The following is a 21585-nucleotide window of genomic DNA, read 5'->3' as shown; positions in this document are numbered from 1 at the left end:
TACGAAGGATCAAAATCATGGAAAAGAGCTGAAGAACAAGGATTTGAAGTGTATACTTCAGCAGAAGCTGCAAAAAGAGCAGATATCATCATGATTTTAATCAACGATGAATTACAAGCAAAACTTTATAAAGAATCAATTGAACCAAATCTAGAAGAAGGAAACATGCTCATGTTTGCTCATGGATTCAATATTCATTTCAATCAAATCATACCACCAAAAAATGTAGATGTAACAATGATTGCACCAAAAGCACCAGGACATACAGTAAGAAGTGAATACCAAGTAGGAAAAGGAACGCCATGTCTTGTAGCCGTAGAACAAGACTACACAGGGAAAGCACAAGATATCGCTTTAGCATACTCACTAGCAATTGGAGGAGCAAGAGCAGGAGTACTAGAAACAACATTCAGAACAGAAACAGAAACAGACTTATTTGGAGAACAAGCAGTCTTATGTGGAGGGGTATGTGCCTTAATGCAAGCAGGATTTGAAACATTAGTAGAAGCAGGATATGATCCAAGAAATGCATACTTCGAATGTATTCATGAAATGAAATTAATTGTAGACTTAATCTATCAATCAGGATTTGAAGGAATGAGATATTCAATTTCAAATACAGCAGAATATGGAGATTATATTACAGGACCAAAGATCATTACAGAAGATACAAAGAAAGCAATGAAACAAATCTTAAAAGATATCCAAGATGGAACATTCGCAAAAGATTTCTTATTAGACATGTCTCAAGCAGGAGGACAAGCGCATTTCAAAGCAATGAGAAAATTAGCTGCAGAACATGAATCAGAAAAAGTCGGAAAAGAAATCAGAAAATTATATTCTTGGTCTGATGAAGATAAATTAATCAATAACTAATCAACACACTTTAGTGTGTTGTCATTGGAAAGTCATGACTTTCTAATGACAACCTACTAAGGTTAAAAAATGAAGGGGGAATTTAAACAATGGCAATGACAATGACACAAAAGATCTTAGCAAAACATGCAGGATTAGATCATGTTGAAGCGGGACAATTAATTGAAGCAAAATTGGATGTTGTAATGGCGAATGATATTACAGGGCCAATGGCATTACCAATTTTTGATAAAATGGCAGATAAGGTCTTTGATAAAGATAAAGTGGTTTTAGTACCAGATCACTTTACACCAAATAAAGATATTAAATCTGCAGAAAATTCAAAAGCAATTTTGGATTTTACAAACAAACAATGTTTAACACATCGTATGGAACAAGGTAAATGTGGTGTGGAGCATGCCATCTTACCAGAAAAAGGAATCGTTGTGGCTGGTGAATGTATTATTGGGGCAGACAGTCATACATGTACTTATGGGGCATTAGGAGCTTTTTCTACAGGTGTAGGAACAACGGATATCGCTACTGGGATGGCAACTGGGGAATTATGGTTTAAAGTACCAAGCGCAATTAAATTTGTGATTACTGGTAAACCAAGTGAATATGTCAGTGGGAAAGATGTTATTTTACATATTATTGATAAAATTGGTGTTGATGGTGCTTTATACAAATCAATGGAATTTGTGGGAGATGGTATTCAATACTTAACAATGGATGATCGTTTTACAATTTGTAATATGGCAATTGAAGCAGGGGCTAAAAATGGTATTTTCCCTGTTGATGATCAAACAATTGCTTACATTGAAAAACATTCTAAAAAACCTTATGAAGTTTTTGAAGCAGATGAAGATGCTGAATATGAACAAGTATTAGAAATCAATTTAAGTGAAGTAAGACCAACTGTTGCTTTTCCTCATTTACCAGGAAATGGACATACAATTGATGAAATTGAAGAAATGGATAAAATCTATATCGATCAAGTCGTTATTGGATCTTGTACAAATGGACGTTTATCTGATTTAGAAAAAGCAGCAGCAATTTTAAAAGGTAAAAAAGTTGCAGACAATGTACGTGTTATGGTTGTACCGGCAACACAAAAAATCTTCTTACAATGTATTCAAAAAGGCTTAGCTGAAATCTTTGTAGAAGCTGGATGTGCATTCAATACACCAAGTTGTGGTCCTTGTATGGGTGGACATATGGGTGTTATGGCTAAAGGTGAAAAATGTGTTTCAACAACAAACCGTAACTTCGTAGGACGTATGGGGGATACCGAAGCACTTATTTATTTAGCTTCCCCACAAGTAGCTGCAGCAAGTGCGATTGCTGGATATATCGCAAATCCTGAAAAGGTAGGTAAAGAATAATGAAAATTTATAAATATAAAGATAATGTTGATACAGATGTAATTATTCCTGCACGTTATTTAAATTCATTTGATGCAAAAGAACTTGCAAGTCATGCTATGGTGGATATTGATCCTACTTTTGCTTCAACTGTAGAAAAAGGAGATATCATTGTAGCAGGTCAAAACTTTGGTTGTGGTTCTTCAAGAGAACATGCACCTCTTTGTTTAAAAACTGCTGGGGTTAAATGTGTTATCGCAAAAAGCTTTGCGCGTATTTTCTATCGTAATTCAATTAATATTGGGTTCCCAATTATGGAATGTGAAGAAGCAGCTGATAAAATTGAAAAAGGTGACGAAGTAGAAGTTGATTTTTCAACAGGTGTAATCACAAATAAAACAAAAAATGAAACTTACCAAAGTCAACCATTTCCAGAATTCTTACAAAAAATGATTGATGCTGATGGTTTAGTAAATTATGTAAATTCTAAAAAATAGGGGATAAAAAATGGAAAAGAATATAGCGGTTATTAAAGGTGATGGAATCGGGCCTGAAATCGTTACAGAAGCGATGAAAGTTTTAGATGCTGTTGCAAAAAAATACAATCATAAATTTAATTATACAGAAATCTTAATGGGTGGTTGTTCAATCGATGCTTATGGTGTGCCGTTAAGTGATGAAGCTTTAAAAATTGCTAAAAAAAGTGATAGTGTTTTATTAGGGGCTATTGGTGGAAATACGACAACTTCACCATGGTATAAATTAGAACCATCATTAAGACCAGAAGCAGGTTTATTAAAAATTAGAAAAGAATTAGGGTTATTCGCAAATTTACGTCCTGCTTACTTATATGATGAATTAAAAGGGGCTTGTCCACTTAAAGAAGAATTAACTGAAGGTGGATTTGATATGATGATCATGCGTGAACTTACAGGCGGTCTTTATTTCGGTGAACGTTCTACTGAAAAAGAAGGAGATCAAATGGTTGCTCATGATTCAATGAGTTATAGTGAAAGTGAAATTCGTCGTATTGCTAAACGTGGATTTGATATTGCGATGAAAAGAAATAAAAAAGTAACAAGCGTGGATAAAGCAAATGTTTTAGATACTTCTCGTTTATGGCGTAAAGTTGTAGAAGAAGTCGCAAAAGAATATCCAGAAGTTACTTTAGAACATATGTTAGTGGATAACTGTGCAATGCAACTTGTGAGAGATCCAAAACAATTTGATGTTATTTTAACTGAAAATATGTTTGGTGATATTTTATCAGATGAAGCAAGTATGGTTACTGGTTCAATTGGAATGTTATCAAGTGCTTCTTTAAGAGAAGATAGCTTTGGTATGTATGAACCAAGTCATGGGAGTGCACCAGATATTGCTGGACAAAATATTGCAAATCCAATTGCAACTATTTTATCAGCAGCAATGATGCTTCGTTATTCTTTTGATTTAGATCAAGAAGCAAAAGATGTGGAAGATGCTATTGAAAAAGTATTAAAAGAAGGATATCGTACAACAGATATCATGTCTGAAGGTAAAACATTAGTAGGGACTCGTGAAATGGGAGACCTTATTGTAAGTCATTTATAGGAGGATATAGGGATGAAAAGTGATTTTGTAAAAAAAGGAACTGAAAGAGCTCCTCATCGATCATTATTTAATGCCGCTGGGTATACAGATGAAGAATTAGAAAGACCATTAATTGGGGTTGTCAATTCTTTCAATGAAATTGTTCCAGGACATATGAACTTAGATAAAATTTGTGAAGCTGTAAAAAAAGGAATCTATCTTGCTGGTGGGGTGCCCGTAGAAATTCCAGCAATCGCTGTTTGTGATGGGATTGCCATGAACCATACAGGAATGAAATATTCACTTGTTACACGTGAATTAATTGCTGATAGTACAGAAGCAATGGCTGAAGCACATCAATTTGATGGTTTAGTTATGATTCCTAACTGTGATAAAAACGTGCCAGGATTATTAATGGCTGCTGCCAGAGTCAATGTTCCAACAATCTTTGTTTCTGGTGGACCGATGTTAGCAGGTCGTAAAATGGATGGTAAAAGAACTTGTTTATCTTCATTATTCGAAGCAGTAGGACAATTCAATGCAGGAAATATGACAGAAGATAAACTTCATGAATTTGAACAAAAAGCTTGTCCAACTTGTGGTTCATGTTCAGGTATGTATACAGCAAACTCAATGAACTGCTTAACTGAAGTTTTAGGAATGGCTCTTCGTGGAAATGGAACAATTCCAGCTGTTTATTCAGAAAGAATTAGACTTGCGAAACATGCAGGTATGCAAATCGTAGAACTTATTAAAAAAGATATTCGTCCTCGTGATATTATGACTGAAAAAGCATTTATCAATGCTCTAACAATGGATATGGCACTTGGATGTTCGACAAACTCAATGCTTCATTTACCAGCTATTGCTCATGAAGCAGGAGTTACTTTAAATCTTGAAATTGCGAATGAAATTTCTAAGAAAACACCTAACTTATGTCACTTAGCTCCAGCTGGTGATACATTTATGGAAGATTTAAATGAAGCAGGTGGAATTTATGCAGTAATGAATGAAATTAATAAATTAGGTTTATTATCAACTGATTTATTAACTGTTACTGGAAAAACTGTAGCTGAAAATATTGCAGGATGCGTCAACTTAGATCCTGAAATCATTCGTCCGGTAGAAAATCCATATTCACCTTATGGTGGTATTGCTGTTTTAAAAGGTAATATTTGTCCAAATGGTGCGGTTGTAAAACAATCAGCGGTTGCTAAAGAAATGATGGTGCATACAGGACCAGCGCGTGTCTTTGACTGTGAAGATGATGCCATTGTTGCTATTCGTGAAGGAAAAATCGTTAAAGGTGATGTTGTTGTTATTCGTTATGAAGGACCTAAAGGTGGACCTGGAATGCGTGAAATGTTATCACCAACTTCAGAAATCGCTGGTATGGGCTTAGATAAAGATGTTGCTTTAATCACAGATGGTCGTTTCTCTGGAGCTACTCGTGGAGCTTCTATTGGACACGTGGCACCTGAAGCTGCTTTAGGTGGACCAATTGCTTTCATTGAAGAAGGAGATATTATTGATATTGATATCACAAATCATTCAATGAATGTTCGTGTTAGTGATGAAGAAATGGCTGCAAGAAAAGCTAAATGGCAACCAAGGGAACCTCGTATTAAAAAAGGTTACTTAGTAAGATATGCTTCTTTAGTAACATCTGCAGATAAAGGTGCTGTATTACAAGCGCCAGAAGAAAAAAAATAAAAGGAGGAAAAACAAAATGATGTTAACTGGTTCAGAAATTATATGTGAATGTTTAATTGAACAAGGTGTCGATACAGTGTTTGGTTATCCGGGAGGAACTATTCTTAACGTCTATGATGCACTTTATCGCTATCAAGATAAAATCAATCATGTTTTGACTTCTCATGAACAAGGTGCTTCTCATGCAGCTGATGGTTATGCAAGAGCAACAGGAAAAGTTGGTGTTTGTATGGCTACTTCAGGACCAGGGGCAACAAACCTTGTTACTGGAATTGCGACGGCTTATATGGATTCAACACCACTTGTTGCTATTACTGCAAATGTTGGTGTTGAAATCTTAGGACGTGACAGTTTCCAAGAAATTGATATTACTGGTGTGACAATGCCAATTACAAAACATAATTTTATCGTTAAAGATATTAAAGATTTAGTGCCTACAATTCGTAAAGCATTCTATATTGCTAAAGAAGGTAGACCAGGACCTGTCTTGGTAGACGTTACTAAAAACGTTACTGCAGAAAAGATGGAATTTGAACCACTTCAACCAAAAGCTATTGAACCTAAAACTGAAACATATACTGTTGAAGATTTAGATCAAGCAATTGAAATGATCAAAGAAAGTGAAAAACCATTTATCTTTGCTGGTGGTGGTGTTATTTCATCTGGTGCAAATCAAGAATTAAAAGAATTTGCAGAAAAAATTGATGCACCTGTTTGTGAAACATTAATGGGTAAAGGGGCTTTTGATAATACAAGACCTCGTTATACAGGAATGCTTGGAATGCATGGAACAAAAGCAAGTAACTTTGGGGTAAGTCAATGTGATTTATTAATTACAGTTGGTGCACGTTTCTCTGATCGTGTTACTGGTAATACTCAAACATTTGCTTCTAATGCTAAAATTATTCACATTGATGTAGATGCTGCTGAAATCAATAAAAATATTCAAGTTGATTTAGGTATTATTGGTGATGCTAAATGTATTTTAAATGAATTAAATAATAAGTTAGAAAGACAAAACCATCCACAATGGTTAAAACAAATTCGTGATTTAAAAGATCGTTATCCACTTAACTATGATGATTCTACTCTTACAGGACCTTATGTCCTTGAACAAATTGATTATTTAACAGATAGTAATGCGATTATTTGTACAGATGTTGGACAACATCAAATGTGGGCTGCTCAATATTATCATTATCGACGTCCACGTCAATTAATTACTTCAGGTGGAGCTGGAACAATGGGATTTGGTTTAGGCGCTGCAATTGGTGCTAAGTATGGAAATCCTGATTTCCCAGTATTTAATATTGCTGGTGATGGATGTTTCAGAATGAATATGAATGAACTTGCTACAGCAAGTCGTTACAATGTGCCTATTATTCAAGTTGTTATCAACAATAAGGTATTAGGAATGGTAAGACAATGGCAAACATTATTCTATGGTAAACGTTATAGTAATACGATTTTAGATGATAAAGTTGATTTCTGTAAAGTTGCTGAAGGATTAGGATGTAAAGCAATTCGTGTTTCTACTAAAGAAGAAGTTGCTCCAGCTATTAAAGAAGCTTTAGATACAAATGGACCTGTTTTAATTGAAGTAATGATTGGTAAAGATGATAAAGTTTTCCCAATGGTTGCTCCAGGTGGTGCTATTTCTAAAGCGTTTGATGAATCTGATTTAAAAAATAAATAATTTATGAAAGATCAAATAGAAATATTTGGTCTTTTTTTTGTTTTTTGAAGAAAAAAGGAGACAACATGACGAATATATATTGTGGAGGATAAAAATATGAATGGGATTCAAAATAAAAAACGTATGTATGATTATTGTTGTCAAAGAATTATTTGTCATAAAGAAATTCTATCAAGAATTATTCAAGAATATGTAGATGAGGCAAAGAAAATGACAATTGAAGAAATAAGTAAACATATTTATGGTATTAAAATGTCTTCATTAGAAGAATATATTTACTCAAAGAAAAGAGATAAAAATAATAAACAAGATGTACGATGTTATTTTAATTTAAAGGAATGTATTCAAATCAATCTCTATTTAAATTTAGATTATATAGAAGATGCACATGTAAATAAAAGAAAGAAACATAAAGTATATCATTTATATTTTATAACCCGATCTTTAGAATATGATGATGGAACTGTTTTAATGAATATAAATTCCCAACTAAACATTTATAAATACAGGATTTATATTTCAAATCGATATCGATCAAATAATGAATGTAAACAACATAATGAAATTCTTACTTTAATGCACATCATCTTAAGTTATCGAATGGGTGCAAAGTATAAAGAAAGATTAATAAAAAAATACATAAATAATAAAGAAATAGATAAGGAATTAGAGATAATGTGTAATTTAAGTCAAGCTATAGAAATGGATATTAAAGAAAAAACAGTCAGAAAAGTGACAAGAGAAGTTACAAGACAAAATAATGTTAGAGGTATTTATAATGTTATGAAAAATCTAAATGTTTCTTTTGATGTGGCCATGGATATTTTAGGTTTTACTAAAAACGAAAAAATTATTTTAAAAGAATATTTAAAAAATAAAGAATACTTATTGACCTTATAGTAACTCTAACGTGTATGTTTTGGTTAGAAAGAAGGGAAATAAGATGAAAAAGTTAGTGAAATTAATCATAGTTCTTGTTTTAGTGATGATGAGTGGGTGTACGACTCAAAAGAAAGAAGAAAACACAAGAATCATCGATACAAGTATGTTTCTTTACAAAGTATCTGATCAAAAAGGAGGATACTCATATTTATTTGGAACATGTCATCCAGGAAGGTATCCTATTAAAAGTTTGGATAAGGTAACAGAAAAGGCATTAGATGAAAGTGATTCGATTTATTTAGAATGTGATATGAAACCATCGCCAAAAGAAACAGAAGAAATCACTAAATACAATACGTACAATTCAATTCGTGATTTAGGTCTAGAAGATAAATATGAAAATCTAATGAAACAATACAAAAGTTTGAAAGGAAAACCTGGTTATGCACTCTATAATGTATTTGTAATAAACTCACTTATAAATAGTGATCCTGAAGTATTGAATAAGGCAAATATAAGTAAATTTAGTGCAATTGATAATTATATTTATGAGTATGCTCAAAAGAAAAAGAATTTTAAAGAAGTTGAAGGTATTGAATTTCAAATGAAGCTATTAACTGAATTATCAGGGGATTACTCAGAGACGATATTAGATAATTTAGCAAATAAAGAAATGGTAATAAAAAGTGCTAAAGAAGATTTAGATGCTTATTATAGTGGTAATACACAATATTATGAATATGAACAAAATTTATTGTTAAATCAGTTAGAACAATTAAATGATAGTGATAAAGAAAAGTATGAAAAGTATTGGAATATACTTGCATATAATAGAAACATTCATATGAAAGATACTTTAGCCGATAGTATTCATAATAATAAACATGATTTTATAGGTGTAGGATGTAAACATCTCTATGGTAAAAAAGGAATTATTCAATTATTAAAAGATGATGGCTATTTAGTTGAATGTATGAAATAATGAAGGTAGGTGAGAGTTATGCAAATTAAAGAAATTCAAGAAAAACTAAAGATCAGTTCCTATACGTTAAGATATTATGAAAAGATGGAACTCATTCAACCCTATCGTGATGAAAATGGATATCGAAACTACAGTGAAGAAGATATTCACAAAATAGAGAGAATCATGTTTTTAAGAGATATCAATGTTCCTATAGAAGATATCAAAGATATTTTAGATAATAAAGTCACATTTCAAGATGTCTTAGAAAATCATATTGAAAAAGTGAATACCGAGATAGAATCATTACAATATATAAAAAATATGTGTAAAGATTTAAAGGAAAAGAATATTCCCTTATTAGATCAAGTAATTGAAGACAATCAAATAGGAGATAAAAAAGTTAAGAAAAGAGATTTAAAGAAAGTATTTGATTATTTTAAGAAAGATCAAACAGTAATCATTGGAACAAGAGTAACCATTCGAGATATAGTTTCATCAATTCCTATTGCAATTTTTTTGTCGGTAATTATAGGTTTTCTTGTAGTTGTTGGAATACCTAATATAATTGCCTCTATTAATAAACAATTTTCAAATACTCCAAATGATTTATACATACCTATTTTTAAGCCATCGGGATTTACATTGGCTATTGGGATTATTTTAGGTTTTATTTTATTAGAAATAATAATGATACTTTGTAACGCAAAACAAAATTATATTAAATTTGTAGATAATCATATTTCAATTTGTAGTTATCATTATCAAAAGCGTGTTTCTATTTTAAAAAGTATGATTTTAAAAAAAGAAAGTAAACATAATATAAAATATACTTGGGATGAATTAGATAAAGTCGAAATTAAATTATATTTTGAAAATAAGAGTACAGGAAGAAGTGGAATCAAAACATTCTATGTTCCTGAATTTAGTTTTTATTTTAAAGATGGTTTTAAATATTGTGTAGATGCAGGGGTATCAATGGAAGAGTCTCCTAAGATTGCTTATCGAATACTAAGGAACAAAAATATTGATATTCAAGCAAGTGATGAAGTGATTGACTTCTTTGAACAAGATGAATTAAAATTGTATGATTTCTTTGAAAATATCTATCATAAAAATGGTAAAAACAGATAGTTAAAAAAGTAGGTGAAAGTTATGCAAATAAAAGAAGTTCAAGAAAAATTAAAAATCAGTTCTTATACACTAAGATATTATGAAAAGATGGGATTGATTCAACCTTATAGAGATGAAAATGGTTATCGAAATTATAATGAAGAAGATGTTCATAAAATAGAAAGAATTATGTTTTTAAGAGATATCAATGTACCAATAGAAGATATTAAAGATATCTTAGATAATAAAGTCACATTTCAAGATGTTTTAGAAAACCATATTGAAAAAGTGAATACCCGAATAGAATCATTGCAATATATAAAAAACATGTGTGAAGATTTAAAAGAGAAGAATATCCCATTATTAGATCAAGTAATTGAAGGTAATCAAATAGGGAATGAAAAAGTTAAGAAAAAAGACTTAAAGAAAGTATTTGATTATTTTAAGAAAGATCAAACAGTAGTTATTGGTTATAAGTCGATACCAAGAAGTCTGTTAGGCATTAGTGTTTTATCTTTATTTATATCTGGAATTTTTGGAATTTTAATTGGTTTAGCATTTCCTAATATGATTTCTTATGTGAACGAACAAACACGAAGTTCAGTACAACATTTTCAAATACCTTTTTATAAAGCATCAGGGAAACTCATTATTTTTTCTATGTGTATTTCATTTATTATTCTTTTGATTATATTTGTTATTTGTGAAACTAAATTAGAATATGTTGAATTAACAGATAATAAGATTTCAATTTGTAGTTATCACTATCAAAGTAGAAAATCTATTTTAAAAAGCTTGATAACTAAAAAAGAAAATAATGAAAATAAGGAATATAGTTGGCAGGATTTAAGAAGAGTAAAGATAGGTCTCTATTTTGAAAAAGGTGGCGCATGGCATCAAGGATTACATACACTTTATGTGATGCAATTTAGTTTTATCTTTCAAGATGGATTTGAATTTATCATTGATATGGGAAAATCAGTTGAGGAAAATCCTAAAATGGCTTATCAAATATTAAGAAATAAGAATATTGATATTCAAGCAAGTGATGAAGTGATTGACTTCTTTGAACAAGATGAATTAAAATTGTATGATTTTTTTGAAAATATTTATCATAAAAATGGAAAGAATAGGTAAGAGGATTAGATGTGAATTTAATCCTTTTTCTTTGTTAATAAATTATCTTTATTTTTTTATAATTGCCTGTTGTAAATTGTTTCTAAAAGAGTACAATGTAGTGGAATTTAGGGAGAAAGATCATGAAAAAGATAAAAAAAAGAGATTTAATTAGTTTTGCCTGTGTATTTTGTTCTTCATTGATTATGGCTGCTACAACTAAAACATTTGTAAGACCAGCACACTTATTGTCAGGTGGGTTTATGGGGATTGCCTTACTTGTAGATATGATTGCTGATTTATTTGGAAAATCAATTCCAACAGCATTCACTTTAGTTGCTTTAAATGTACCTGTTGCACTTATTTGTGCCAAGAAAATATCAAAACGATTTGTATTCTTTTCATTATTACAAGTCTTTTTAACATCATTTTTATTACAAATTATTCCAAATTATCCATTATTTGATGAACAAGTTTTAAATGTTGTATTTGGTGGATATATTTGGGGAATGAGTATTGTACTTGCCTTAAAAGCGGGTGCTTCTTCAGGTGGTACAGATTTTATTGCTTTGTATTTTGCTAATAAAAATGGACGAGAAATCTGGATGCAAGTTTTTGCCTTTAATGCTATGATTTTATGTGTTTTTGGAGTTATTTTTGGATTTGATAAAGCAGGGTATTCTATTTTGTTCCAATTTATCTCAACAAAAACAATTTCTACTTTCCATACACGATATAAACGTGTTATGTTACACATCTATACTCTTAAAAAAGACGAAGTTGTGGATACTTATTTAGAAAAATTCCATCATGGGATTACTGCTTTAGATGGTTATGGAGGATATTCACATCATCCTGTAAGCTATTTAACAGCAATTGTATCAAGTTATGAAGTTGGAGATGTTTTAGAAGCTTTAAAAGAAACAGATCCTAAAATTATTGTTTCTGTAACTAAAGTTGAAAACTTTATTGGACGTTTTTATAATAAACCATTGGATTAACGAGTATACACCCGTTAATTTTTTTATGTCTTTTGATGCAAAATAGAATAGAACCCACCATCAATACTATAGGCATCATAGCCTTGTTGACATAGATCATCAGCGAGTTTTTTTGATTTAGCTCCGCTATAACAAATAAGAATAAGTGGTTCTTTTTTAGAAAAATGATACTGATTGAGATTGAACTTTTCATAGGGAATATTTGTGAATTTTGTTAGATGAATTTTCTTATACTCATAGGGATCTCTTAAATCGACAAATTGATAATCATTGTTTAACATGGATGGGATTTTTTGGATAGGGATTACATTCGTATTTTTCATATTTTTCACCTCATAATATAATATGAAATTAATTGAAAACAATGATTATAGATGATATAATTCAGCCATGGAGGAATTATAAAAATGGATAAGAAAACAATTAGAGATATTGAAGTCGCTGGAAAAACTGTTTTAGTTCGTGTTGACTTCAACGTACCAAGAAGTAAAGAAACAGGAGAAATCACTAATGATAATCGTATTGTTGCTGCATTACCAACAATCAAATATTTATTAGAACAATCTCCAAAGGCTATCGTTTTATTCTCTCACTTAGGTAAAGTGAAAACTGAAGAAGACAAAGCTAAAAACAATTTAGCTGTTGTTGCTCCTAGATTAGCTGAATTATTAGGTAGAGATGTAAAATTCGTAGATTGCACTCGTGGTGCTGAATTAGAAGAAGCTGTTAAAAACGCTGAAAATGGACAAGTTATCTTAGTTCAAAATACTCGTTATGAAGCTGGAGAAAGTAAAAATGATCCTGAATTAGGAAAATACTGGGCTTCATTAGGTGATGTCTTTGTTGAAGATGCATTTGGTTCAGTTCATAGAGCTCATGCTTCTACAGCTGGAATCCCTGCTCATTTACCATCAGCAGCTGGTTTCTTAGTAGAAAAAGAAATCAACTACATTGGAAAAGCTGTAAGTAATCCAGAAAGACCAATGGTTGCTATCTTAGGTGGAGCAAAAGTTTCTGATAAAATCTTAGTTATCGAAAACTTATTAAAAATTGCTGATAAAGTTATCGTTGGTGGAGGTATGTGCTATACTTTCGCTAAAGCTCAAGGTCATTCAATCGGTAACTCTTTAGTTGAAGATGATAGAATTGACGTAGCTAAAGATATCTTAGCTAAAGCTGGAGATAAATTAATCTTACCAGTAGATTCTGTAATCAATACTGCATTTGCTGCAGAAGGTGATATTAAAGTTTGTGGTGAAGATGTACCTGATGGATACATGGGATTAGACATCGGACCTAAATCTGTAGAAAACATCAAAGCTGCTTTAGCTGGTGCTAAAACAGTTGTATGGAATGGACCTATGGGTGTATTCGAAATGGAACCATTTGCTAAAGGAACAATCGCTGTATGTGAAGCTTTAGCTGGTTTAGAAGGTGCTAACACTATCATCGGTGGTGGAGATAGCGCTGCTGCAGTAATGCAACTTGGATATGCTGATAAAGTTTCTCACATCTCAACTGGTGGTGGAGCTTCATTAGAATATATGGAAGGTAAAGTTCTTCCTGGTATCGCTGCAATTGATGATAAATAATAAGGAAGGTATTTGTAATCATGAGAAAACCAATTATCGTAGGAAACTGGAAAATGAATAAAACAATCGCTGCTACAAAAGCATTCGTAGAAGCTGTTGATCCAGAAGTAACTGATAAAGCTGATTGGGGAATTGCTACTCCATACTTAGCTTTACAAACTGCAAAAGCAGGAGCTAAAAATTTAATCGTAGCTGCTGAAAACGTACACTTCAAAGATAGCGGAGCTTATACTGGTGAAGTATCTGTTGAAATGTTAAAAGAAATCGGAGTTGAATGGGTTATCTTAGGTCACTCTGAAAGAAGACAATATTTTGGTGAAACTGATGAAACAGTTAACGCTAAAATGATTCAAGTTCTTAAAAATGATATGACTCCAATCGTATGTGTTGGTGAAACATTAGAACAATATGAAGCTGGAACTACTAAAGATGTTGTTAAAACTCAAGTAGTTGCTGCTTACAAAGATGTTTGTCCTAAATGTGCAGCTAGAAGCGTTATCGCTTACGAACCAGTATGGGCTATCGGAACTGGAAAAACTGCTACAAACGAAATCGCTCAAGATGTTTGTGGATATATCCGTTCAGTAGTTGCTGAATTATACGGACAAGAAGTTGCTGATCAAGTAAGAATTCAATATGGTGGATCTGTTAAACCTGAAGGTTTAAAAGCATTATTAGAACAACCTGATATTGATGGTGCTTTAGTTGGTGGAGCTTCATTAGTTGAAGATTCATATAAAGCAATGATCGCTGCTTTAGACTAATCGGTCATTTAAAACTCTAGGATTTCCTAGGGTTTTTCTTTTTTTTAAATTTATTTGATAAAATGCAAAAAAAATACAAAAAAGTATTGCATTTATCAAGAGATAATGGTAAATTAGTTGTCGACGCAATAGGATAATTGCGTATTCATTGTTGTGTGGAAGGGTAACACCCATTTGACCACAACACGGACAAATTTTTACAAGGAGGAAATGTCGCGTGAGTAAGAAAGTTGTTAGAGTTATGAAAATTCAATTCAAAGCAGGGCAAGCTAAACCTGGTCCAGCATTAGCAGGTGCAGGTATCCAAATGCCTAAATTCTGTACTGCTTTCAATGATCAAACTAAAGATCGTATGGGAGAAACAGTACCAGTTGTCTTAACAGTATATGAAGACAAAGATTTCAGCTTTGTATTAAAAACTGCTCCAGCTTCAGAAATGATTAAAAAAGCTTTAGGAGTACAAAAAGGTTCTAGTAATGCAGGAACAACTACTGTAGGAACATTATCAGCTGACAAATTAAAAGAAATCGCTGAATACAAAATGCCTGACTTAAATGCTTATGATTTAGATGCTGCAATGAAAATCGTTGCTGGTACAGCTAAAAACATGGGTGTAAAAGTTGAAGGAATCGATGCGTAAGCATCACGTGGAAGGATAATCCGTTATAACCACTAAGGAGGAAATTAAATGGCAAAGAAAAGTAAAAGATATACAGAAGCAGCTGCATTAATTGAAAATGGAAAACTTTATTCAGCTGAAGAAGCTATTGAATTAGTTAAAAAAACAAGTAATGTAAAATTCGATGCAAGTGTCGATGTTGCTTTCAATTTAGGATTAGATGTTAGACAAGCAGATCAACAATTACGTGGAGCTGTTGTATTACCACACGGAACTGGTAAAACTAAAAAAGTTTTAGTTGTAGCTGAAGGAGAAAAAGCTCAAGAAGCTAAAGATGCTGGTGCAGATATCGTTGCTGGTAAAGAAATTTTAGAAGACATCAAAAAAGGATGGTTAGATTTCGAAGTTATGATCGCTACTCCTAACATGATGGCTGAATTAGGTAAATTAGGTCGTATCTTAGGACCTAAAGGTTTAATGCCTAACCCAAAAACTGGAACAGTAACTATGGATGTTGCTAAAGCAGTTCAAGAAACAAAAGCTGGTAAAGTAACTTACCGTACTGATAAAGAAGGTAACGTTCATTTACCAATCGGTAGAGTATCATTTGATGATGCTAAATTAGTTGAAAACTTCAACACAATTTATGATTTAATCGTAAGATTAAAACCTACATCAGCAAAAGGTACTTATATTAAAAACATTGCAGTTTCATCAACTATGGGACCTGCAATCAAAGTTCAAACTACTAAATAGTTTGTAAAAGATGTCGCAATCAATATACCGTAGACAGTAACTGGGAAACCTTAATTTGTTACCGAGGTGTTGAGTTTATGAATGAACTTGAACTCCTATCTACGTATAGGAGTTTTAAATATAGCGCGTATATTGTTGCATATATAAAAAATTTATAGGAGGTGTAGCAATGTCAGTAGAATCAATCAATGCGAAAAAAATCGTTGTTGAAGAAATCACTGGTAAATTTAATGATTCACAATCTGCTGTAGTAGTAGAATATCGTGGATTATCAGTAGCTGAAGTCACTGAATTACGTAGAGCCTTACGTGAAGAAGATGTAGAATTCAAAGTTTACAAAAACAAATTAGTTCAAAGAGCTACTGAAAGCGCTGGATATGCTGAAATCAATGATAAATTAGTAGGTCCAAACGCTATTGCATTCGGTCATAGTGATGCCGTTGCACCTGCAAGAGTTTTAGCTAAATTTGCTAAAGATCATGATGCTTTAGTAATCAAAGCTGGAATTGTTGAAGGAAAAGTATTAGAAGTAGAAGAAATTAATGAAATTGCTAAATTACCTGGACGTGAAGGTATGTACTCAATGTTACTTGGTATGTTACAAGCACCAGTTAGCAAATTCGCTAGAGTTGTAAAAGCTGTAGCAGATGCAAGAGAAGAAAATGGTGGAGAAGCACCAGTTGAAGCACCTGCTGAAGAAAAAGTAGAAGAAGCTGCTGAATAAGCAGAATAAATGAAAAGGAGAATATAAACATGGCAAAATTAACACATGAAGATATCTTAGCTTACTTAGAAGAAGCTACTATTTTAGAATTAAATGACTTAGTAAAAGCAATCGAAGAAAAATTTGACGTAACTGCTGCTGCACCAGTTGCTGTAGCTGCTGCTGCTGATGCTGGAGCTGCTGCTGAACCTACAGAAGTTAACGTAACATTAACTGAAGTTGGTGGAACTAAAGTTGCTGTAATCAAAGCTGTAAGAGAAATCACTGGATTAGGATTAGTTGATGCTAAGGGATTAGTTGACAAAGTTCCTTCAGTAATCAAAGAAAAAGTATCTGCTGATGAAGCTAAAGAAATCAAAGAAAAATTAGAAGCTGCTGGAGCTACAGTAGAAGTTAAATAATTATAACTTTGATTTAAAAGAAGGATCTTACGATTCTTCTTTTTTTATTGGTTAAAATCCGATTTATTTGTATAATAAAGAAAAAGGAAATAGAGGAATACAAATGAAACATTATTTTACAGATAATACTGATTTAAAAAGTGAACAATCACAATTTGTTTTTAGATATCAAAAATATGATCTTTTATTTACAAGTGATAATGGTGTTTTTTCTAAAAGTATGATTGATTATGGTTCACGTGTTTTATTAGACAATATTAAAATTACAAATGAAAAAACACTTCTTGATGTAGGATGTGGCTATGGTACCTTTGGAATATGCCTTAATAAAGTTTATTCACAATTAAATGTGGATATGGTAGATGTCAATGATCGTGCCATTGAACTTGCTCAGTTAAATGCGAAAAACAATAATATTCAGGCAAATATTTATAAAAGTTATGTTTATGAAAATGTTCAAGGGAGTTACGATGTTATTGTTACGAATCCTCCAGTAAGAGCGGGGAAAGAAGTAGTCACAACAATTTTATCTGAAGCAATTGATCATCTAAATGATCAAGGAAGTTTATGGGTTATTTTACAGAAAAAACAAGGAGCTCCTTCGGCTAAAAAGAAAATGGAAGAAGTTTTTGATAATTGTGAAATTGTAAAAAGAGATAAGGGATATTACTTATTACATAGTGTAAAAAGATAATATTTCTTTTTTTATTTTTTGTAAAAAGAGTATTGACTTTTTCAAAACCTTTATCTAAAATACTATAATGACTATTAATATTTAAAATCAAGCGTTTTTGTGCGCTCAAAAACAGTTTAATAGAGATAAAGAAGGGTGGAGTTAATTCGTGGAAAAGCAAACAACTACAGCAAAAAGCAAAATTACTCGTCGTAATTACTCTAGGATTTCAGGATCTTTAGAGTTACCAAATTTAGTAGAAATTCAAACAAATTCTTACAAATGGTTTAAAGAAGTAGGAATTAAAGAAGTATTTGATGATATCTACCCAATTACAAACTTCAATGAAACTTTATCATTAGAGTTTGTTGATTGTGCTTTTGATGAACCAAAGTATTCAGTAAACGAAAGTAAAGATCGTGATGCAAACTATGCAGCACCAATTCGTGCTACTTTACGTTTAATCAATTCTGGTACTGGTGAAATCAAAGAACAAGAAGTATTTATGGGTGATTTCCCATTAATGACTGATTCTGGTACTTTCATTATTAATGGGGCAGAACGTGTTATTGTTTCTCAATTAGTACGTTCACCAGGGGCATACTTTGCTGATGCCATTGATAAAAGTGGTAAAACTGTCTTTGAAGGTAGTATTATCCCATCAAGAGGGACTTGGTTAGAGTTCGAAAATGATGCAAAAGATGTTTTAAACGTTCGTATTGATCGTAATAGAAAAATCCCAGGAACTGTCTTATTACGTGCATTAGGGTTATCTAGTAATGAAGATATTATCGATGTTTTTGGTGAACATGAATTTATTTTGAACACTTTAGCAAAAGATAATACAACAAATACAGAAGAAGCTTTAATTGAAATTTATAATAAGTTAAGACCTGGAGAACCTGCTACTTTAGAAGGTGCTACAAATCTTTTATATACGAGATTCTTTGATCCAAAAAGATATGATTTAGCAAAAGCAGGACGTTTTAAATTTAAAAAGAAATTAAGTCTTTTAGATCGTATTGCTGGACGTATTTTAGCTGAAGATGTAAAAGATATAGATGGTAACGTTGTATGTACAAAAGGTACAGTAGTTACTAATGAGGTTGTTGATAAATTAAGACCAGTTTTTGAAGCTGGGGCTCACACTGTTGAAATGAAAACAAATCCTCGTTTAGAAAGTAACGGTGTTTTACAAGTATTAAATGTTTATGTTGATGAATCACGCACAAAAGTCATGAAAGTTATTGGTACAGATTTATCGTTAAATTGTAAATATGTCACAATTTCTGATATGATTGCGGCTTATTCATATATGTTAAACTTAGTTGATATTTTTAATTCATACGATTTAGCTCCTGAAGATAGAGTATCTCATATGGCACGTATTGGTTTATTAGATGATATCGATCATTTAGGAAACAGACGTGTTCGTTCTGTAGGAGAATTAATTCAAAATCAATTTAGAATTGGATTATCAAGAATGGAAAGAGTTGTTAAAGAAAGAATGTCATTATCTGAAGTTGATTCAGTAACACCTCAATCTTTAACAAATATTCGTCCATTAACTGCAGCAATGAAAGAATTCTTTGCTTCATCACAATTATCTCAATTCATGGATCAAATTAACCCATTAGCCGAATTAACAAATAAACGTCGTTTATCTGCGTTAGGTCCTGGTGGTTTATCAAGAGATCGTGCTGGATATGAAGTTCGTGACGTACATGCTTCCCATTATGGAAGAATCTGTCCAATCGAAACTCCTGAAGGTCCAAACATCGGGTTAATTTCAACTTTAGCATCTTATGCTAAAATCAATGAATATGGATTTATTGAAACTCCATATCGTAAAGTAAATAATTGTGTCATTGATGAAGACGATGTACGTTATTTAACTGCTGATGAAGAAAAGAACTACATTATTGCTCAAGCCAATGTACAAACTTCTGATGAAGGTGAAATCTTAGATGAACAAGTTATCGCTCGTCATTTAGGGGAAAATATTATGGCTAAAAGAGAAGATGTTGATTTTATCGATATCTCGCCAAAGCAAATCGTTTCTGTTGCTACTTCATGTATTCCATTCTTGGAAAACGATGATGCGACTCGTGCCTTAATGGGTGCCAACATGCAACGTCAAGCCGTACCATTATTAAATCCACATACACCATTTGTTGGAACTGGTATGGAATATCAAGCAGCAAGAGATTCTGGTGCAGCCTTAGTAAGTAAACATAACGGTACTGTAAGTTATGTAGATGCTAAACGTATTGAAATTGTGGATGATGAAGCAGTTGTTCACAAATATCGTTTAACTAAATTCGCTATTTCCAATGCCGGAACTTGTATCAACCACAAACCAATTGTTAAAGTTGGAGAAGAAGTTGTTGTTGGTCAAGTATTAGCTGATGGCCCAGCAATGGAACAAGGTGAATTAGCGTTAGGTCAAAACGTATTAGTAGGTTTCATGACATGGAATGGTTATAATTATGAAGATGCTGTTATTATGTCTGAAAGATTAGTTAAAGAAGATGTTTATACATCTGTTCATATTGATGAATATTCAATTGAATGTCGTGATACAAAATTAGGTCCAGAAGAAATTACAAGAGATATTCCTAACGTTGGAGACGAAGCACGTAAAAACTTAAATAGTGATGGTATCATCATGATTGGTGCTGAAGTTAAAGAAGGAGATATCTTAGTAGGTAAAGTAACACCTAAAGGACAAGCAGAATTATCTGCAGAAGAAAAATTATTACTTGCTATCTTTGGTGAAAAATCAAGAGAAGTTAAAGATAATTCATTAAGAGTTCCTCATGGTGGGGCTGGTATTGTTCATGATATTAAAATCTTTGATCGTAAAAACGGTGATGAATTACAACCTGGTGTTAACCGTGTTGTTAAAGTATATATCGTACAAAAACGTAAAATCTCTGAAGGAGATAAAATGGCCGGTCGTCATGGTAACAAAGGGGTTATCTCGAAAATCTTACCAATTGAAGATATGCCACACTTAGAAGATGGTACACCATTAGATATCATGTTAAATCCATTAGGGGTTCCATCTCGTATGAATATCGGACAAGTATTAGAATTACACTTAGGTTATGCAGCTAAACAATTAGGTTTATATATTGCAACTCCTGCTTTTGATGGTTTACATCGTGAAGACTTAGAAAGCTTAATGAAAGAAGCAGGAATGAATGAAGATGGTAAACAACCAATTATTTCTGGACGTACTGGTGAATATTTTGACTCACCTGTATCTGTAGGTATTATGTACTTCGTTAAATTATCACACATGGTTGATGATAAATTACATGCGCGTTCAGTTGGACCTTACTCATTAGTTACTCAACAACCACTTGGAGGTAAAGCTCAAAACGGTGGGCAAAGATTTGGGGAAATGGAAGTTTGGGCACTTGAAGCATATGGTGCTGCTTATACACTTCGTGAAATCTTAACAGTTAAATCTGATGATGTTGTTGGTCGTGTTAAAACTTATGAAGCTATTGTTAAAGGACAACCAATGCCAGAACCAGGATTACCTGAATCATTTAGAGTATTAAAGAAAGAATTACAAGCCTTAGCATTAGATATTCGTCTATTAGATGAAAATGATCAAGAAATTGATGAAAGAAATATCGAAGACGAAGAAAGACGCTTCCCAAGATCAATTGAAAAAGAAGATGTCAATGAAGAAAAAGAAGTAGTTACTGATGCTGTAGAATCTGAAGAATTAGCTGAAACTGAAGAAAGTGAAACATTATAAGGAGGGAATAG

General features: G+C 32.2%; 20 protein-coding genes and 1 other annotated feature. Of the genes, 19 read left to right on the top strand and 1 reads right to left on the bottom strand.

Features of this window, described 5'->3' with window-relative positions; all coding sequences use genetic code 11:
• The 11 genes from ilvC to C7U55_RS06165 all read left to right on the top strand — a co-directional run.
• Positions 1-876 (top strand): ketol-acid reductoisomerase (gene ilvC, locus C7U55_RS06220; protein WP_106987813.1); only part of this gene is annotated, 876 nt, incomplete at its 5' end.
• Positions 877-965: 89 nt separating this feature from the next.
• Complete coding sequence (leuC, locus tag C7U55_RS06215) at positions 966-2240, top strand: 3-isopropylmalate dehydratase large subunit (protein ID WP_106987812.1); 1275 nt, start codon at positions 966-968, stop codon at positions 2238-2240.
• Positions 2240-2716 (top strand): 3-isopropylmalate dehydratase small subunit, encoded by a 477-nt coding sequence (gene leuD, locus C7U55_RS06210; protein ID WP_032089413.1) that lies wholly within the window; start codon positions 2240-2242, stop codon positions 2714-2716. Before leuC ends, leuD begins: the two co-directional genes overlap by 1 nt.
• 10 nt (positions 2717-2726) lie before the next feature.
• Entirely contained in the window at positions 2727-3809 is a 1083-nt protein-coding gene (gene leuB / locus C7U55_RS06205; RefSeq protein WP_106987811.1) for a 3-isopropylmalate dehydrogenase, read from the top strand.
• 12 nt (positions 3810-3821) lie between these two features.
• Positions 3822-5501: a dihydroxy-acid dehydratase gene (gene ilvD / locus C7U55_RS06200; RefSeq protein ID WP_106987810.1), complete on the top strand. Its 1680-nt coding sequence runs from the start codon at positions 3822-3824 to the stop codon at positions 5499-5501.
• A 16-nt stretch (positions 5502-5517) separates the two neighbouring features.
• On the top strand, positions 5518-7197 hold the full coding sequence (ilvB, locus tag C7U55_RS06195) for a biosynthetic-type acetolactate synthase large subunit (RefSeq protein ID WP_106987809.1): 1680 nt from the start codon (positions 5518-5520) through the stop codon (positions 7195-7197).
• Between the two features lie 96 nt (positions 7198-7293).
• Positions 7294-8097, top strand: coding sequence for a hypothetical protein (locus C7U55_RS06190; RefSeq protein ID WP_106987808.1), 804 nt, complete (start codon positions 7294-7296; stop codon positions 8095-8097).
• 43 nt (positions 8098-8140) lie between these two features.
• Positions 8141-9061, top strand: coding sequence for a TraB/GumN family protein (locus C7U55_RS06185; RefSeq protein ID WP_106987807.1), 921 nt, complete (start codon positions 8141-8143; stop codon positions 9059-9061).
• Between the two features lie 18 nt (positions 9062-9079).
• Positions 9080-10174, top strand: coding sequence for a MerR family transcriptional regulator (locus tag C7U55_RS06180; RefSeq protein WP_106987806.1), 1095 nt, complete (start codon positions 9080-9082; stop codon positions 10172-10174).
• A 21-nt stretch (positions 10175-10195) separates the two neighbouring features.
• Positions 10196-11290 (top strand): MerR family transcriptional regulator, encoded by a 1095-nt coding sequence (locus C7U55_RS06175; protein ID WP_106987805.1) that lies wholly within the window; start codon positions 10196-10198, stop codon positions 11288-11290.
• A gap of 122 nt (positions 11291-11412) precedes the next feature.
• A complete protein-coding gene (locus C7U55_RS06165; RefSeq protein WP_106987803.1) occupies positions 11413-12270 on the top strand; it encodes a YitT family protein in 858 nt (285 codons plus the stop codon).
• Positions 12271-12293: 23 nt separating this feature from the next.
• On the opposite strand, the gene C7U55_RS06160 is transcribed toward C7U55_RS06165, so the two are convergent.
• Positions 12294-12593: a rhodanese-like domain-containing protein gene (locus tag C7U55_RS06160; protein ID WP_048925145.1), complete on the bottom strand. Its 300-nt coding sequence runs from the start codon at positions 12591-12593 to the stop codon at positions 12294-12296.
• An 84-nt stretch (positions 12594-12677) separates the two neighbouring features.
• Here C7U55_RS06160 and C7U55_RS06155 point away from each other — a divergent pair, with 84 nt between their 5' ends.
• The 8 genes from C7U55_RS06155 to rpoB all read left to right on the top strand — a co-directional run bounded on the left by C7U55_RS06155 (position 12678) and on the right by rpoB (position 21574).
• Positions 12678-13862, top strand: a complete 1185-nt coding sequence (locus C7U55_RS06155) for a phosphoglycerate kinase (protein ID WP_022002408.1) — start codon at positions 12678-12680, stop codon at positions 13860-13862.
• Between the two features lie 20 nt (positions 13863-13882).
• The gene (gene tpiA / locus C7U55_RS06150) at positions 13883-14626 is read left to right on the top strand and encodes a triose-phosphate isomerase (protein ID WP_106987802.1); all 744 of its coding nucleotides are present in this window, start codon (positions 13883-13885) and stop codon (positions 14624-14626) included.
• Positions 14627-14843: 217 nt separating this feature from the next.
• A complete protein-coding gene (gene rplK / locus C7U55_RS06145) occupies positions 14844-15266 on the top strand; it encodes a 50S ribosomal protein L11 (RefSeq protein ID WP_022002410.1) in 423 nt (140 codons plus the stop codon).
• A gap of 48 nt (positions 15267-15314) precedes the next feature.
• Positions 15315-16001, top strand: coding sequence for a 50S ribosomal protein L1 (rplA, locus tag C7U55_RS06140; RefSeq protein ID WP_022002411.1), 687 nt, complete (start codon positions 15315-15317; stop codon positions 15999-16001).
• Between the two features lie 9 nt (positions 16002-16010).
• Positions 16011-16129: a sequence feature (ribosomal protein L10 leader region), on the top strand.
• Between the two features lie 41 nt (positions 16130-16170).
• Entirely contained in the window at positions 16171-16725 is a 555-nt protein-coding gene (rplJ, locus tag C7U55_RS06135) for a 50S ribosomal protein L10 (protein ID WP_106987801.1), read from the top strand.
• Positions 16726-16754: 29 nt separating this feature from the next.
• The gene (gene rplL, locus C7U55_RS06130; protein WP_048925141.1) at positions 16755-17126 is read left to right on the top strand and encodes a 50S ribosomal protein L7/L12; all 372 of its coding nucleotides are present in this window, start codon (positions 16755-16757) and stop codon (positions 17124-17126) included.
• A gap of 103 nt (positions 17127-17229) precedes the next feature.
• Positions 17230-17820, top strand: coding sequence for a class I SAM-dependent methyltransferase (locus tag C7U55_RS06125; protein ID WP_106987800.1), 591 nt, complete (start codon positions 17230-17232; stop codon positions 17818-17820).
• A gap of 148 nt (positions 17821-17968) precedes the next feature.
• Positions 17969-21574 (top strand): DNA-directed RNA polymerase subunit beta, encoded by a 3606-nt coding sequence (gene rpoB / locus C7U55_RS06120; protein WP_106987799.1) that lies wholly within the window; start codon positions 17969-17971, stop codon positions 21572-21574.
• Positions 21575-21585: the final 11 nt, after the last annotated feature.

This window comes from Faecalibacillus faecis, from assembly GCF_003024675.1.
Taxonomy (GTDB): Bacteria; Bacillota_I; Bacilli_A; order Erysipelotrichales; family Coprobacillaceae; genus Faecalibacillus; species Faecalibacillus faecis.
Note: the sequence above shows the minus strand (reverse complement) of the source record. Positions and strands in the feature narration are given on the sequence as shown.